The organism is Floridaenema evergladense BLCC-F167 (assembly GCF_041929205.2).
Taxonomy (GTDB): Bacteria; Cyanobacteriota; Cyanobacteriia; order Cyanobacteriales; family Aerosakkonemataceae; genus Floridanema; species Floridanema evergladense.
This window is the reverse complement of record NZ_CM171625.1, coordinates 3333492-3349717: the sequence shown is the minus strand read 5'-3', so window position 1 is coordinate 3349717 and position 16226 is coordinate 3333492. Positions and strand designations below refer to the sequence as shown.

Annotated in this window: 16 protein-coding genes and 1 pseudogene; all 17 read right to left on the bottom strand. The window is 39.5% G+C overall.

The features are described from left to right. Positions 1 to 144 precede the first annotated feature (144 nt). The gene (locus tag ACE1CA_RS16205) at positions 145 to 471 is read right to left on the bottom strand and encodes a type II toxin-antitoxin system RelE/ParE family toxin (RefSeq protein ID WP_413281782.1); all 327 of its coding nucleotides are present in this window, start codon (positions 469 to 471) and stop codon (positions 145 to 147) included. Beyond that, positions 468 to 719 carry a ribbon-helix-helix domain-containing protein gene (locus ACE1CA_RS16200; RefSeq protein WP_413281781.1) on the bottom strand — a complete coding sequence of 84 codons (252 nt, stop codon included), beginning with the start codon at positions 717 to 719 and terminating at the stop codon, positions 468 to 470. Before ACE1CA_RS16200 ends, ACE1CA_RS16205 begins: the two co-directional genes overlap by 4 nt. A gap of 163 nt (positions 720 to 882) precedes the next feature. Beyond that, positions 883 to 1089: a type II toxin-antitoxin system HicB family antitoxin gene (locus tag ACE1CA_RS16195; protein WP_413281780.1), complete on the bottom strand. Its 207-nt coding sequence runs from the start codon at positions 1087 to 1089 to the stop codon at positions 883 to 885. After that, positions 1089 to 1285 (bottom strand): annotated as a pseudogene (locus tag ACE1CA_RS16190) (type II toxin-antitoxin system HicA family toxin). The gene ACE1CA_RS16195 and the pseudogene ACE1CA_RS16190 overlap by 1 nt, the downstream one beginning before the upstream one ends. Continuing rightward, a complete protein-coding gene (locus ACE1CA_RS16185) occupies positions 1282 to 2184 on the bottom strand; it encodes an HsdM family class I SAM-dependent methyltransferase (RefSeq protein WP_413281778.1) in 903 nt (300 codons plus the stop codon). The pseudogene ACE1CA_RS16190 and the gene ACE1CA_RS16185 overlap by 4 nt, the downstream one beginning before the upstream one ends. Next, complete coding sequence (locus ACE1CA_RS16180; RefSeq protein WP_413281777.1) at positions 2168 to 2974, bottom strand: type I restriction-modification system subunit M; 807 nt, start codon at positions 2972 to 2974, stop codon at positions 2168 to 2170. Before ACE1CA_RS16180 ends, ACE1CA_RS16185 begins: the two co-directional genes overlap by 17 nt. A 187-nt stretch (positions 2975 to 3161) precedes the next feature. Further along, entirely contained in the window at positions 3162 to 4274 is a 1113-nt protein-coding gene (locus ACE1CA_RS16175) for an IS630 family transposase (RefSeq protein ID WP_486517970.1), read from the bottom strand. Between the two features lie 44 nt (positions 4275 to 4318). Beyond that, entirely contained in the window at positions 4319 to 5050 is a 732-nt protein-coding gene (locus tag ACE1CA_RS16170) for a hypothetical protein (protein ID WP_413280847.1), read from the bottom strand. Positions 5051 to 5080: 30 nt separating this feature from the next. Continuing rightward, the gene (locus tag ACE1CA_RS16165; protein ID WP_413280846.1) at positions 5081 to 6046 is read right to left on the bottom strand and encodes a hypothetical protein; all 966 of its coding nucleotides are present in this window, start codon (positions 6044 to 6046) and stop codon (positions 5081 to 5083) included. A 25-nt stretch (positions 6047 to 6071) separates the two neighbouring features. Beyond that, positions 6072 to 7562 (bottom strand): type I restriction-modification enzyme R subunit C-terminal domain-containing protein, encoded by a 1491-nt coding sequence (locus ACE1CA_RS16160; protein ID WP_486517401.1) that lies wholly within the window; start codon positions 7560 to 7562, stop codon positions 6072 to 6074. A gap of 149 nt (positions 7563 to 7711) precedes the next feature. Next, a complete protein-coding gene (locus ACE1CA_RS16155; protein ID WP_413280845.1) occupies positions 7712 to 8626 on the bottom strand; it encodes a DEAD/DEAH box helicase family protein in 915 nt (304 codons plus the stop codon). Positions 8627 to 8689: 63 nt separating this feature from the next. Next, entirely contained in the window at positions 8690 to 9847 is a 1158-nt protein-coding gene (locus ACE1CA_RS16150) for an IS4 family transposase (protein ID WP_413280415.1), read from the bottom strand. Between the two features lie 270 nt (positions 9848 to 10117). Next, a complete protein-coding gene (locus tag ACE1CA_RS16145; RefSeq protein ID WP_413277430.1) occupies positions 10118 to 10621 on the bottom strand; it encodes a TniQ family protein in 504 nt (167 codons plus the stop codon). Then, positions 10621 to 11454, bottom strand: a complete 834-nt coding sequence (locus ACE1CA_RS16140; protein ID WP_413277429.1) for a TniB family NTP-binding protein — start codon at positions 11452 to 11454, stop codon at positions 10621 to 10623. The genes ACE1CA_RS16145 and ACE1CA_RS16140 overlap by 1 nt, the downstream gene beginning before the upstream one ends. An 89-nt stretch (positions 11455 to 11543) precedes the next feature. Then, positions 11544 to 12572, bottom strand: coding sequence for a Mu transposase C-terminal domain-containing protein (locus tag ACE1CA_RS16135; RefSeq protein ID WP_413277428.1), 1029 nt, complete (start codon positions 12570 to 12572; stop codon positions 11544 to 11546). Positions 12573 to 12905: 333 nt separating this feature from the next. After that, on the bottom strand, positions 12906 to 15017 hold the full coding sequence (locus ACE1CA_RS16130; RefSeq protein ID WP_413277427.1) for a caspase family protein: 2112 nt from the start codon (positions 15015 to 15017) through the stop codon (positions 12906 to 12908). Between the two features lie 89 nt (positions 15018 to 15106). Next, positions 15107 to 15994: a WD40 repeat domain-containing protein gene (locus ACE1CA_RS16125; RefSeq protein ID WP_486517400.1), complete on the bottom strand. Its 888-nt coding sequence runs from the start codon at positions 15992 to 15994 to the stop codon at positions 15107 to 15109. Positions 15995 to 16226 lie beyond the last annotated feature (232 nt).

Genomic DNA, 16226 nt, shown 5'->3' with positions numbered 1-16226 from the left:
TTACCTCGGTAATCAATTACCTCTTCGGTGACTTCTTCAATCGTTTTCTTTTCTAATAATGATATAGCCATTTTAATTTTTTTGAAGACGAGACTTTTGTAAATTTTCTAGATGAAATGCGATCGCCTCGCGGAAATGTCATATTTATTCGCCTTCTTCTTGTTCCAAAATTGTCTCAATATCCCGTACAGCGTGAAGAATTCGCACAATTTCAATATACTCCTCAAAGGTTAAATAAAAAATTAAATAGTTTTCAAATCCCTTAACTGACCATTTCCGCAAACCTTCCAAACGGGGATTATTTACTGGATATAGGCGACCCATACCAGACATTTGAGCTAATCTAGCTAATGTCTGACGTACTGCGTCAAAAAACCGCAAAGCTGCATCAGAGTTATTTTGGGCAATGTAAGCAAAGATTTTATCTATATCCTGACTTGCCTTTGGTGTGATGAAAATCCTCTTCGTCATTCCTGTGTATCCTGTATTCCTTGAACTAATTGAGAGCGTTTTGTCTCCCACCACTCATCTGTTAGTTCGATCGATTCACCACTATCCAATCCTTCTAATAATAGGGACTCGACTCGCGCAATCTTTGCTTGTTCTTGACTAATTAAATGCAGGATATAGTCATTAACTGTACCATAGTTTCCTTTTGCCACTTGTTGCTCAATAAAAGCTTGGATTGATTCAGGCAGCGAAATATTTAGCGTGTTCATAACTCATTTACCAATTCAATATTTTTTTACTAACTCTTTTCACAAAAACAACAGCATAACGCTACTTTTCATCTATAAAACTCATCAACTCCCGCACTTCCAACCCCATAATATGCTCTAACTTCAGCAACCTCTCCATAGTAACTTCTGGCGAATCATAATTTTATGCTTCCACATATTCGCAAATAGAGACAGGTTCGGGAATAGAAAAACCATCCTCTTGTAAACCTTCGAGATGAAATGCGATCGCCTCTTTAATTAAATTCCTTACCTCTGCTAAACTTTCAGCTACAGCTACACATCCAGGTAAATCGGGAACATAAGCGCCGTAACTAGTTTCACCTTTTTCAATTACAACCGCATAACGCATTACTCTTCCTCCTCTTCCAGTTGAGCTTGCCGCAAAACATTTTTTAGCGTACCAATGGCATATCAACGCCTAAATTACCTGACACTGTGACCGTTCCAGTTTTTTCTGGGTGTTTAAATTGACGATGACTGCCCTTTGTTCTGGCTAAATACCAACCATCATCTTCTAACATTTTAATAACTTCTCTAACTTTCATTTTTCATCTATAAAACTCATCAACTCCCTCACTTCCAACCCCATGATATGCTCTAACTTCAGCAACCTTTCCATCGTCACCTGTGGCAACTCATAAAAGGCTTCATCCTGTTCTATCTGACGATAGCGACTCGCTGAAAGGTCGTATTTATTGGTTTTTACCTGTGCCTTTGTCACCCAAAACTGACGATTTAATTGATTGATTTCCGCCTGCAAAGGAGCCATTTGTTCATGCAGTTGATTCAACCGATTTTGATCCGTTTCCAAAGCGAGGCGAGTTAATTCATCATCGGCGGGTGCAATGGCATTTTCAAACGTCAAACGATTCACCTCTTTCAACAGCTTCAACCGTTCCGCCTTCAAGGGTGCAATCTCTGCCTTCAATTCTGCCAAACGCTGCTCTCTTTTAGCAGTAAACTCCTGATTAAACCGATTTTTCCAACAGTTCAAAATATCCGGGATATCATTTTCTGCCACAGGTTGCCGCTTATCATCCAGCGAAAACCCATCATGCTCCATATCATAAAACCAAATCCGGTCAGTCGTTCCCCCACGAGTGAACAACAACACCGCCGTCGAAACCCCGGCATAAGGTTTAAACACCCCGGAAGGCATCGACACCACCCCATCGAGGCGATTATCTTCGATGATCTTTTTGCGAATTTCCTGGTGTTGCTTACTCGAACCAAACAGCACCCCATCCGGTACAATGACGGCACAGCGTCCCCCCATATCCAACACCCGCAAAATTAAGTGCAAAAATAGCAATTCCGTCTTCTTGCACTTGGTTGGCAAAGTGGGGTTAATATCCGACTCATCCATCTTGCCCTTAAACGGGGGATTCATCAGCACCACATCCAAACTTTTCTCATCTTGAAACGCCTTAGAAAGCGTATCCATATAGAAAAATCGGGTGCTTAATGCCGTGTAGCATCAGGTTCATCGAACCAATCCGCAACATCGTCATCCCGGCATCATTATCGTAAGCAGTAAACGCCTCCTTTTGTAAAAATTCCCGTTCTTCATCACCCAGTAAATCGCCAATTAACTGCGGTTTTCCCCGTTCATCCGGTTCGCTATGCTGCTGTAAAATGTACTCAAAAGCATTCACCAAAAACCCGCAAGTACCCGCCGCTAAATCCCCAATTCTATCTTGAGGTTTGGGGTCAACCATCTGCACCATCATCTTAATAATATGGCGAGGGGTGCGAAACTGTCCGTTACGTCCAGCAGTGTTTAATTTACTTAGCAAATACTCATACAAATCTCCCTGAACATCCTGATTTTGTTCCGAGATTTTCAGTGCATCAATCAGGTTACAAACTTCGATAAGCGTCCCCGCTTTGCTGATTTTAAACTCAGCATTCTGCATATATCGCTCAAAAGAACTCCCCTCAGTTCCCGCAGTTCGCAACCAAGGAAAAACTCGATCTCGAACGTGCTTAAGTGCCTCGTCTGCTTTAAAATTAATCCAATGCGACCAGCGCAATTCTGGTTTAATTTGCGGTTCAAATTCTTTTTTACGCAGCTTTGCCTGTTTCTCTCGTTTATTCTCTGCATCATCCAGACGTTTGAGAAATAGGAGATAGGAGAATTGTTCAATAGAATCCATCGGGTTAGACAGTCCCGAAGACCATAATCTATCCCAAATTGTATCAACTTTCGATTTTAGTTCCGGGTCAGTGAGCATTAGCAGTTTTAATTAGAAGTAGATTGAGCTAATTTAAGTTTACAAAGTGTGAAACACTTAACTATTAAATCAACAGCAGTTTTTTGGGATCTTATAAAATATTCTTTTCCAATACCAAGAAAATCATTATTATCGGGGGTTCCACCCAAGTCCAATACTTTTTCTTTGTAGATAAGCTGTTAAGCATTTAAACAGGGATAAGAGCATTACCTTTATTTTTAAGTTTTCGCTCCCATTTAATAATTAACTGTCCTTCATTTAAAAGTTGATGCAATAAATATTCTAATTCTTCGATTGATTTAAATAGTCGATTAGCAATAAATTCTTTTGCTGAATGCCAAACTAATTCAATTAAGTTATAATCCGGGCTATATTTGGGGAGAAACTCTAAATGAATATTGGGCATTTCGGCAGCAATTTTCTGGAGATATTCAGCTTTTTTGTGGAAACTAGCATTATCTAGAATTATCACTATTTTGGCTCCTTTTTCCGCAAATTCATCGGCTTCATTGCCAGCAGCTACCCATTCAGCAATCAATTCTTGATAAAACAGTTTTAGCACTTGATAAAAACTTTCTGAATTGCTTTTATCCAGAAACTCCACAAACCTTTTCTTGTCGGAATACCTCAGCCCTCCCATTACATTAATCCGACCCTTTCTTCGCTCTCCCCTCACCTCTTTTCGGCTACCTTTCTTACACCAATTCTTTCTTTTTATCACGCTTAAACTAAAACCGCTTTCGTCCCAAAACCATACTTGTAAACGTTCTGGGTTATCTTTTTCTATTTTTAAATATTCGGTTATCTTCTTTTTAAATTCTTTTCTTTTTTCCGGCTCTCGCTTTCCCTCTAAGCTGTACTTCGCCCAGAGGTAAACGAACTTTTTTTTCTCTAATATTCTCCTAACTTGCGACCCACTTAATTTTATTCCTGTCGTTTCTGCTAAATATGTTGCTAATCTTTCTGCTGTCCATCTGCCAAATTCGTATCCTAATTCTTTGGGTTCTTTATCTACTGTCTCTAATAATATTTCTCTATATTTATCTGTGGCTTTTTGATGATTCCCCTTCATCCTTTCATCCACTAGGCTTTCCAGATTATCTGGATCTCCATGTACGCACCAATAAGATACTTTATTTATTGAACAGCCCAGAAATTCCGCTATTTTACCTTGAGTTTTTCCATCATTTAGCAACAGTAACATCAGAATTCTTTCTCTAATGTTTCCATTTTCTTCATCTTTTAGGGCTTTTTGTAGCTTCTCTACTTGTTCTAAACTCAGATGATTCTTTGCTGGCATTCCCTGACTCATTTTGCTCGGTTGACTTTTCCATTTTACCCTATTTAAATGATTAACAGCTTATCGTTCTTTACCCAATTGTTATGTATTCCTGCATCTCTTCTAGCTTTCATTTCTCCATATTCTACTATAAGTGAATCTAATGCTAACTTACTCTTTTGTTGCTTACTTGGTTCTTTATTGTATATTTTTTGTTCATTCAATAACGTTTCTAATGTTGTTTCCTCGTCCAAAGTTGTCTTAATGAAATTCAAATAGTTCCTTGGCTTTTCATACATTTTCTTTCTGATTTTATTATTAATTTTTTCCTCAATTAAAACTAAAGCATTCTCTTGTTTAAGAATTTGAGCTACATCAAAGTGAGCGCTTTGTAGTTTTTCAGGATATGCAAGCAATATTAACTTCAATAGCTGGCTAAAGTAGTCTTCCAGTTCTGCTATCAAAGCAATGAATAATTGACTCCTTATATATCCGTTCATTCTTTTACATTGAGGAAAACTTTCGATAGCATCATTAGAATCATCTAAATGTTCAAATTCTTCTGGGATTAAGTTATTTCCTTGTACCGCAATCCGCTCCATTGGTAAACTTTGGTAAAAGTCCGGTTTATACTCATTTATAACTTTGGAAGGATCAAAACTATTGATAGAGCTTTCTATAAAGCTGATACAATATACTAATGAGTTAACGCTTGCAAGTTTCTTATCAGTTAATTCTTCGATAGCCTCAAATAAAGCTTGTTTTCTTGCTTCTAATACTTCTGTAATTGTATCCATGATTTTATCCTCTCAAAAGTTATCTTTAAGCTAGAGATGCAATTTCATTTCACCTGTTTCTAACAGTTCTTTAATTGATAGTATATGAACGTAAGGCTTTTCATTGCCCCAATTATTGTTCCAGCATATAATCATTTCGCAGGACTTATTTGGATCTCGATGGTGTTTATGTTCTAAATATTCCCGGCTTTCATATTCTAATTCAACTGATAGTGGGTATCCTCCTATCTCCTTACCATTTTTATCACACCTGACACACTCAATTTCCATATCAGGAAACGGTTTCTGGATAGTTATAATTCTATAAAAATACATTGTCTCACGTTTTAAAGTGAATTTGAATTCTTTGTTGGCTATCAAATAAAAAATCGTACAAAAAAAACCTAAAAAATCATGCTCTTGCGTTGGTTCATAAGGGTGAAGTAAAGGTGGAAATTTATTAGTTTTAATTAGGTTCCCTTGCTTTTTATTTTTTAATTTTCCTTTGTCTAATTTTTCTCTAACTTGAGGAGCTATAAGTTCGTTCACTATATATGCTTCAATCTGTTCTGGGGTTTGGAATTTTGATGAGTAGTGACTGCGAAGATTATTAATTATCGTGATATGATTAACTTGATAATAATCTGTTAGGTTTAAGTTTTGCTTTTTGATATATTCATTATTTTCAACTAAAATTAAAGCTCTTAAAAAAAGTTCTCTTTCTTCTTTAGGCATCTTAATCAATTCATAGAGATGACCAAGTAGTATGCTTTTTACTGCTTTAATCACCTCTAAAGAAAAAATATTATAAATTTCATAATACTTTTTCGCTACGTCTTCCGAGTAAGGAATTTTTTCAGCAATAGATTTAAAAAATTTATTTCTAGATTTTTGTTTGGACAAGTTATATAGCTTGGATATTTGCTCTCCTATTTTCCAGGCTAAAACTGTACGTTCTCCTTTATGAAGCTCATTAATTGCATCAATTGTTTTTTCAAATTCTTTATCAGGTTCCATAACTAGAATAGCCCTAAATATAATCCTAAGCCACCAATTGCTCGGTAAACTCAATCAACTCATCCACCTGTTCCTCACTAAACCATCGTTCCACAGCATCCTCACCAAATCGATCCAATGGTTCTTCATACAAATCTGCTACCTCCAAACGCCGCTTTTTCAAAAACACATTTTCCACCGCCCTTAAAAACCGAATTTGATTTGCATTAAACTGACGTTGAGCAATAAATTCCTCAAAATTCCGCCTGACGATTTCTTGATAATCTGGTAAACCTTCAATCTCCAATAACTCTCGCAAAAACGCCAATAAACTCTCAACTTTCAAATTAAACGCTTTGCGAATATTCGACTCGGATAACTGGACATTTCCCCCACCCAATTCTTGCCGCAAAGTTCGTTCTAACGCCACCAGTTGCAAGTCTGTCACCGCTTCCCCGTTGCGAATAGCGGCGATAGTGGGATGAGTTTCCACAATTTCTGACACTTTCCCCTCAACGCGCTGACGGTATTCCTCAATATAAACCTGTTCTCCCCCTTCTCCCAAAGTAATATAACCGCTAACGGCAATGCGATCGCGCAAGTCAATCTCGACAAACGAACTAGGACGCGATCGCCGATTCCTCATCTGACTCGCCAAATCTGCGATAATGCGGTTTAACTGTTCCGGTGTCGCCGTTCTTAGCTTAGAGGACAAACAGAGATCCATCGAACCTCGACACTGGGAATCTTGATAGACGAAATCTGGTAGATAACTTACATCATCTGCGATCGATTGCACCGTCCCTGCATTGACATCACCTGTAACAATTTCCAGCTTCAACCGTTCCACCTTATTCGTAAACGTCGCCGCCGCCACATCTACCCCCGCCACAAACCGGAGTAACGGCGCAACCTGAGTGCGGAGAAAATCTATTTTAACCTTAGTCAGATATCGCCAGAAACTATCTTGCCAAGCTTCCTCAACTTGAGAATAAACCTGCTGAACGCTAAAAGTATCTAAGGGAATCTGTCCAATCTGTTGCCGCAAATCTCGAATTACCTGCTGAGAGTCTATTGATTCTTGATTATTTAGGTAAAACTCCAGCAACTTCAAGCGAGTGTTAAAAATCTTTACCGTAACAGGCAAGTTTTGGGCAACCGTTTCCTCACTGGGGTCTTTATCAAACTGATTTTCCCAGAAATCGATGATTAAAAACTCATTTTTCCGCCCGTTGGGGAGGCGATGAGAATACCGACAAGCGTCATTATTGCGAGTTCCCCTACCAATCATCTGTTGCATTTTAATAATCGAATGGACGGGTTTCATAAACACCAAATTAACGACTTCTGGCACATCTATCCCGGTATCAAGCAAATCGACCGAAATGGCAATCCGAGGCATTTCCTCCTTCTTAAAACGGTCAATTAAATCATCAGTACGTTCCATTTTCGAGGTAATTACCTGCACCATATCGGGATATTGAGGATACATTTGCTCAAACACTTCTGCCAACCGCATGGCATGGGGTTGAGTCACAGCAAATACAATAGTTTTACCAGGATAAGCTGTTCCGCATTTAAATTGGATTGTTTGGAAACAGAAGAAAATTCGTCTAATTCTCTCCCCTGCCCCCCTGCCCCCCTGCTCCCCTGCAATCTTAATAAGTGATTTAAATGCGTAACAGCTTACTGCCCCGATTCATCTTTGTGGCAAACATCCATGATTTCCGCCCACTGTCGCCGCAATGTATCACGATTGCTAACAGAACGTTCTAATTCAGTCCCCTCGTAATCAATATCATCAGGATCTAAACCTTGTTGAATTAATGTATTGCGATCTTCTTCCGAAAGATTTGCCCCACGAATCCCTTCTCTTTGAAAATGAGTTTGTGCCTGATAAAGACTGTAATCAACAAGATAACCTTCAGCAACAGCATCACGATAGGGGTAATTAAAACTAGGGATATTATCGAAGCCGTGAAAAACCTGGAAGGTATTGCGATCGATAAAATCTGCTGGTGTCGCTGTCAGTCCAATAATTCGCCCATCGAAATATTCCACCACTTCCCGAAACTGGTTATAAATCGATCGATGACACTCATCAAAAATCACTAAATCAAAAAAGCCAGGAGTAAACTTTTTGTGACACTTAATTAGTGTTTGCAGCATTCCCACATACAGCCGCTTACTGTAATCAATATTGTAAGTACGAATGCGATCGCGTGGCTCACTGGGCAAATAAACCTTAAAATTCTCATCTAATGCCTGCTTTACCAAAGCATCTCTATCTGCCACAAATAGCACCGTCCGCGCTTGATTTGCTCTCAGAAACAATTCAATCAACGCCATAATGGTGCGCGTTTTTCCTGTTCCCGTTGCCATCACTATCAGCGCCCGTCGATGTCCATTGTCAAACCGTTCGCTGACTCGTTGAATCCCTTCTTGTTGGTAGGTACGATTTGCGATCGCTAAATTAACACTTAACTCTTTTAGTGGAACTTTATTCTGGCGGATGTAGAGTAAATTTTGTAAGTCTCGCAGGGAAAAGAAACCCGCTACCTGGCGCTTATTTTCAATCCCGACATCCCAGAAAAACGTCATATCCCCATTACTCATAAAAGCAAAAGGGCGAAAATTCTGGTGTTTCTCCTGAAGGGGCGACAACTAAAGCGCAAAGGTAGATTTGATAAGCTTTTCGGCTCTTCGACCTCGTTGATAATATGGCAATTTATGTGGGCTTAAAGACATTAATTGAGCAGTTTGTTGGGCAAAGAATGTTAAAGATTCAGTCCATTCATAGCCGTGAATACCAATATAAAAGTTGCTATGGCGACGGTGTTTCCTGCCTGGTTCTCTCACTCTACCTACATATTTAGCTACACCTTTATTGGTGATTTTTTCCCCAGACATAATGGCGCTACTGTAAGCCAAAGTAATCAAGATAATTAGAGAAATTAAGCGATTTCCAGTCACACCTGTTGATTCAAGATTATAACCGCCACTTTTATAATCACGAAACATTTCTTCAATACCAAAGCGTTTTTGATAAGCTGATAAAGCTTGCTTTAAATCTGGAAAATTAGTCAAGATAAACCAAGCTTCCTCAACTGACCATCCCCGGTATTTACGTTTCCATTTTCCCGCAATATTAGCTGGGTTAAATCCTTTATTTTTAGTGACTTTAACTCCTTTTAAATAAATAGAAACTCCCGGAGCTACACCCAATTCTTGTAGTTGAACCCAATTATCTGGAGTCAATTCAACATATTCATTTTTTCGTAAGCGCAGACAAAAGTACGTTTGTGATTGGCTTTGTAACCATTGGCCTAAGTCTACACCGCAAAATTCTCTATCACCTAAAACTACTTTTGTGTAATTCTCTAATAAGGGCAAGACTTTAGACAGTGTTGCTATCTGTTTTTCTACATTTGAATTCCCTAATTTTGGTAGAGCTTCAAAATATATAGGTATGGCTCTTTTCTGATAAATTAGACTCACTACTATTAAATTAACAACTCCCCATTGTGTCCGATCAATAGCCAGATATAATACTGACTTTGATGGAAAATTATTATTTAGCCAATAACTAAACAACGGCCACCAAATCCTTTCTATTGTTAGGTGCGGTAACGAGAGGAATCTTTGTAATTTTTTCCGACGGCTCTCAAATAGAATTTTTTGCGGAAATAGACTTGCTAATTCTTCTAACCTCACCCATCTTTGTTTTTGTAAAATTACAACTAAGATCAACAAAATTAAAAATTCGGCTTTTTTTAGTTGGGTTTTTAAGTGTTGGGTGTAAAATTCAGGTAATAAGTTCATTTTTTTCATTAGTTAGGTCTTGTTGAGAATAACAGACCTATCTTTTTTTGACAACTCTCTGTCAAACCCGCACGCAGTAAGGGTTTGACAGAGAGTTGTCACCCCTTCAGGTTTGCTGACCTAATTTTTAGCGTGTGGGCGATTTCTTACAACGGCACGCTGCGCGATCGCTCTACCTTTCTAGTTTTCCCTACAACAGGTCGTAAATATCATCTAGCCCCTTTGAAGCCACAATCTAGGAGAGAAGCGCGATGCAATCTTTCAGTTCTGTCAAACGAGTTTCTGACGTTTCGCCATTGTTGTAAACGGTAAAAAACAATGTTGACATTCCCCTTGTACCCAGTTTGCTGGTACAGGAAAAGGAGTCTCGCAGTTAGTGCATATCGCTAATAAGCGGAGGTTATGACGATCGCATCCCAATCTATCCTTAAACTGCCACTCAATCCGATGCCAAGGAAACTCGCTATAACAGGCAGCACACAATAAAATCGGTCTGTGTTTAATCCCCACGCCCTTTGGTGGCAGCATTTCGGCAAGTCTCGCAACATCAATCCCAACCACATTAGCCAACGCTTCCAACTCTTGCTGCGTCGGAAACGGATTAAGAAGCAACTTTTCCCATCTGGAGATCACTGCGCCTAATCCCGTCAGCTTACCCAGTCCAGTGGTAGTTAAATAATTAGCCCGACGAAAGCGCCCTAAAAAATGGCTTAAACTTTCACCTTCTAGTGGTTCGATTTCAATCAATCGCGGTTGCTTATCCACTGTTTCCATTACTCAAACCACTCCAAAACTTCATCTAAGGTTTGTTTGTTGATATGATTTAAACCTTTCCTCAAAGAAAGAAGACCAGCTTTTCTAACTACGCGATCAAGCAAACCAATCTTACCTCCAGTTTTTTGATACAAAGGCATTAGAGTTTCTTTTTTAGTCAAGTTAGAAGGGACTGGTAGATTGACAATTTGTTCTTCCCAGATTTCGACTACCTGGGGAAATTGGTTTTCTGACAATACCTTTAAGTGGTAACATTCTATAAAGCGATCGTGAATATACTCTTCTCTTTTAATCAAACTATCTAAGCTATCAGTCCCCACTAAAACAATCGAAATTTTGTACAAATCATAAATCCGGGCAATCTCACTAAAAGTTTTCAATGTGAGGAAGTTAGCCTCATCAATAATAATTATTTCAACTTTCGCTTCCTTAATCAGCCTTAATGCCCGTCGTCGAAGTTGACTAAGATTCCCGGAAGTTTCATCGTACCCAAGTAACTCAAGAATTAAAGTTAATAACTCTCCTGCGGAACAATCTCCCGGCGCTTGCATATACAAAACCGGAACTAAATCGCGCCGTCCGGGTCTTTTTTTTGGCTTATTCAGCAGTCTATAGACATCGCAAGTCACCGACTTACCAGTTCTCGGAGGTGCAATAATTCGACCGCATTGCTTAGTTAAACGAAGGGTATCTAACCACTGATGTATTTTTTGGAAATGATCGAGTTCAATAACTTTGGCAGCAATTAATCTCTCAATTTCTGATTTTATTTCCTTGGGAATTGGTTCTTCTCCCCATAAACTCTGCACCCATCTTTGTAACTCATCCGTCATTAAATTTATCCCTCTTCTTATGATGAAAAATTTGCGATCGCACGAGAAAGCCAATTTCCTAGTAACAAAACCTCACTTGGTTTTGAAACCTAATCATCGTAATCTCTTCTAAGCTGTTCGTAATCAAAAACTCTAGGTTTTTTAGGTGGTACTGGAGTCTTTTCTGATAAAGGTTCAGCTAGCTCTGAATTAACGGTTTTCGGTGCTTCATAAACTGGATGTACTTGAGCTTGTTCTGTTTTCTTCCGCTCTTGAACGCTTTTTTTCTTTTGCTTAATGAAAGAGTCGCGATCGCGCACCTCTGCCAAAATAGATTTATTACTAATTTCCTTCCCTGCCTTACGCAGTTTACGACTAGCAGCTTTATTATCTTCAAAAGAAAGTTGCTCCGTCTCTAAATCCATTGCATGAGCAGCAGCAAGAAACTCCTCTTTTCCCGTTGTCCCCAAGACATATACCCAAACAGTTGTAATGTCTCTAGGATCAAATCTGAGAATGACGCTTTCGCCAGCGTAAGCCGCTAAACTATCACCTCGATACATGAGATTTTCAAAACTTAAATACCCACCTTTGTAGATAGTGCGGCGAGTTTTTTTCATCAAACAAATATCTAATTCCCTTTCCTCAACTAAACTTGGTAGAGCAGGCAATCCTGCTTCCCACCGTTCAAAGCGAGTCTGGTCTTTAGTTCTAGCATCAAGACGTTGATTGTAATTATCAACAATATATCGCACCAGTAATAGATGTAATTCCCGGAGTGTAATACAAGCTTCCGATTCTGCTTTCTCAGAACGTTGTTGAATATTTGAACCTAAATAACCGTACAATCCTGCGAGAAAATCAGTATTAATTGTTCCAAATCCGCGTTTTTCTATGCCGCCTTCAGGAGGGCGATCGCGTAAATGCAAATCAATTCCCAGTTGCACAGCAATCTGCTTCAAATGTTCTGAGCGGAATTCCTTTCCCCCATCTGTAAAAATATTTTCGGGTACGCCATAAGTTCCCCACTCAAAATGGAGTTTGAATTGAGCATCGTACTTCTTCGGTAAAATTGCATGGCGCAATGCTAAAGCAACTACTTGAGAACTTGGTGCATCAAAGCCTAAATGAATTCCCATAATGCAAATGATTATAAACTCTTTTTCTAAAAAAGCGACATTAATTTGTTAAGTTAAATTAAAATTCGATTTCGGTAAGTAGTAGGGGCGAGTTTAGCTATAGTAAGTCAATTTTTACCATTAATACTTAATATCAAAACCCGCCCTGATTTACTATGGAAGATTAGCGATCGTAATCTTCCACCAACTGCCAAATTAATAGAAAAATTTGCCAAAATGTAGTGGTAAGTAAACCTGATAAAGTCGGAGAATGCTTGATTTATCAGGAATCTTAGTCACCAGTGCCCAAAACCAGAGTTTTCCACCAGGAGTACGAGAAAGCCTGTTTTTTCATTAATCTACACTGTTTTTCACCACCACTTCCACCTTTTCCGTCGTCCATTTCTTACTAGCAGAAGTTACAACCTTCATATTCCTTTGGGGCGAATTTTCATCCACAACAGCTGCCAATAATTCCTCCAAGGCATTAGTCGGTTTTTGATTACCAAAACCTTTTCGAGATTGGTCTAATGCTGGCAATTCTAACAATTGAAAATTGGTTCCATCCAAAGTAGCAAATACTTTAATTATATCTACCCCTTCCTCATAATTTTCTGGCAGTGAGAGTTCTATTTCAGCTTCTCTGTATTGTCCAGGTTCTACAACTTCGTATGGCGCAAATTCGGGATACAATTTTTGAATACTCAAATCTGGCTGAAGGATCAATGCGGTAATATTTACAGTTAGATTAGATTGGTTAGAAATTCGCAGTACAACCGAGTCGTCTATTTCCAATACTGGAACATTATCCCCAGTATTCACAACTACAAGTTGCCGTTTGACAGATTTCAGTAATTCAACTTTGATTTTACCATTTAAGGGAGCAAAAGCGTCCTCATTATCCAAATCTAAAATACTCTGATATCTAGCAACATGGACTAATCGATTAATTAGTCTTTTCGGTGCTTCAGGTTCATTGATTTTGATAGGGGAACGAACATTTTTGATTGTTTTTTTTTGAACATCTAAAATCAGATATTCCCCTTCACAATTAAGAGAAATAAAATAATCAAGGTTTTCATCTTTTTCTGTTTCCGAACAGAATTCTATCCAGCGATGACCTTCAACTTCTTCTTTTTTAGTTTGGAGGATAGCCGGAAGTAATGCTAGATTTATACCAGAAAATTGCGGTAACGAATCAGGGATAAGGACGCGAACTTTGCGAATTTGTTTCACCCCTGGCGATGAATATACAGCAGGTGAACCTATTTCAATCATTCCTTCTGCTAATTTATTATTGATAGTTCTGAAACCAAATAGTTGTGTTACTTCTGCCCAACAGTCCGATGCTCCCAATTCTACTACTTTAACCGTTGCAATGCGGCTTTCACTGTCTTTAAAATCCCTGGTGCCGAATTTAAAAATCTCGAATTCTGCCCCTTTTTTGATACCGCTAGCTTCACCCATTTGCAGTTGAACTCGGTTTTTGGTAATATCTACTTTCATTACCGGAGCATTACGGTTAACAACGATCGATCGACCGCCAAAGAAAGTGCGTTCTGTCTCTCCTATCAACATTGGCGTTTGTCGTTGGTTAAAGCGATCGTAAACTAAATTAGAGATATGATTATATAGGTCTTCTACAGAAAGTCTTGTGCCAAATTCTCGCAAAGCTTTTAGTAAAAAATAAGTTAAAGCGCCGTTGCGTTCGGTTCCTTCAAAAACATCTTCATAAGCGAATTCATTATCCCGACAAGCTGCTATTAAGGTATAACCTTGGGGTGTTGGTAACAAACCATTGACGACGGTCATGTTACGGCTATTTCCAGTGGAAGTTTGCCAATTTTGAGCTAATTCGTGAAGCGGTGCAACTAAACTATCAGTTGGTCGGGGAGTGTTGTCAATAAAACCTTCGCCGCGAATTCTGGAATCTCCGCTCATTTCTCTGGTTGCGCCACCGGAATGACAGCTGTCGAGTACGAGGGTGATAACTAATTCTTTTTTCACCATTTCTGCGAGGAGTTTGGCAAATTCTATGTCGCGCAAATAGCGGGAATTTGGTTGACCGATATCTGTGGGAACTAAGGCTTCATCTAAAGCACCAAAACCTTTGATATTCTCAAAAATTGTTTTCGCCCGTCCGCCGTGACCGGAGTAGTGAATATATACTTGATCTTTCGATTGTGCTTTGGCGGTTAGTTCTTTGAATTTGGCAACGATATTCTCATAAGTGGGTAAGAGTTCTGGGGGTTCTTTGGGTTGATTGGGATTGTCGGAAGCTGTAGCGGTGAGTTTTATAATTTGGTCGGGGGTGAGGTTGAAGGTATTTTTTAAATAGGTTTCGACGTGGTTAATATCTTGGACGCATCCCCGCAGGTTTTTGTAATGTCCATCGGGTAACTCATGGGGGAAATAGAAATCGATACCGATGAGGAGGGCGTAGAAGTTGGGGGTTTGGTTTGTCATGGTTGATGGTGGATAAGGGGTTTGGGAAAGGTTTGATTGTTATATAGGAGTAAACAGGGGGTTTTTATGCAGTTTTCCCTCTAAAAATATCAAAGCTTCTTGCATAAATCTCTGTTAATTTCCTGGGCTTCTTCATCATTAGGATTAGGTATGAGGTAATTGTCTATGTAATTGCAACCTTCTTTGACTAAATAATCAAAATCTAACCGCCACAGTCTCACTGTGTTGTCACCACTGGTAGTAGCCAGCAGCTTGCCATTGGGGCTGAAACTGACACCATAAACCCAGTTTGTATGTCCGGTGAGGGTTTTAATTTCTTTGCCAGTGGAGGTATCCCACAGTTTCACGGTGTTGTCAGCACTGCCAGTAGCCAGCAGCTTGCCATCGGGGCTGAAACTGACGGCCCTAACCCAGTTTGTATGTCCGGTGAGAGTTTTAATTTCTTTGCCAGTGGAGGTATCCCACAGTTTCACGGTGTTGTTAGCACTGCCAGTAGCCAGTAGCTTGCCATCGGGGCTGAAACTGACACCCCAAACTGTGTCTATATGTCCGGTGAGGGTTTTAATTTCTTTGCCAGTGGAGGTATCCCACAGTTTGGCGGTTTTGTCAGCACTGCCAGTGGCCAGCAACTTCCCATTGGGACTGAAACTGACTCCATAAACCCAGTTTGTATGTCCGGTGAGGGTTTTAATTTCTTTGCCAGTGGAGGTATCCCACAGTTTGGCGGTTTTGTCAGCACTGCCAGTGGCCAGCAACTTCCCATTGGGACTGAAACTGACTCCATAAACCCAGTTTGTATGTCTGGTGAGGGTTTTAATTTGCTGGCCAGTGGAGGTATCCCATAGTTTGACGGTTTTGTCAGCACTGCCAGTAGCCAGCAACTTCCCATTGGGACTGAAACTGACTCCATAAACCCAGTTTGTATGTCCGGTGAGGGTTTTAATTTCCTTTCCAGTGGAGGTATCCCACAGTTTCACGGTTTTGTCAGCACTAACTAGGCGCATTGATTACTGTAAGCGCCGGGCGAATTTTAGTTGCGATTACTAGCTCTTGTCCGTACAAACATATCTTTGCTGCTGCTTACAGATGCTTAAAAATGCTCCCAAATACCGCTTAATCTAAAGTCAAGGTGCATTTTCTAAGTCTCTAATTAATGATGCTTTGGCTTGGTTTTATCTAAGCCCGGTTTTGTAATGTTTAATTTTATAT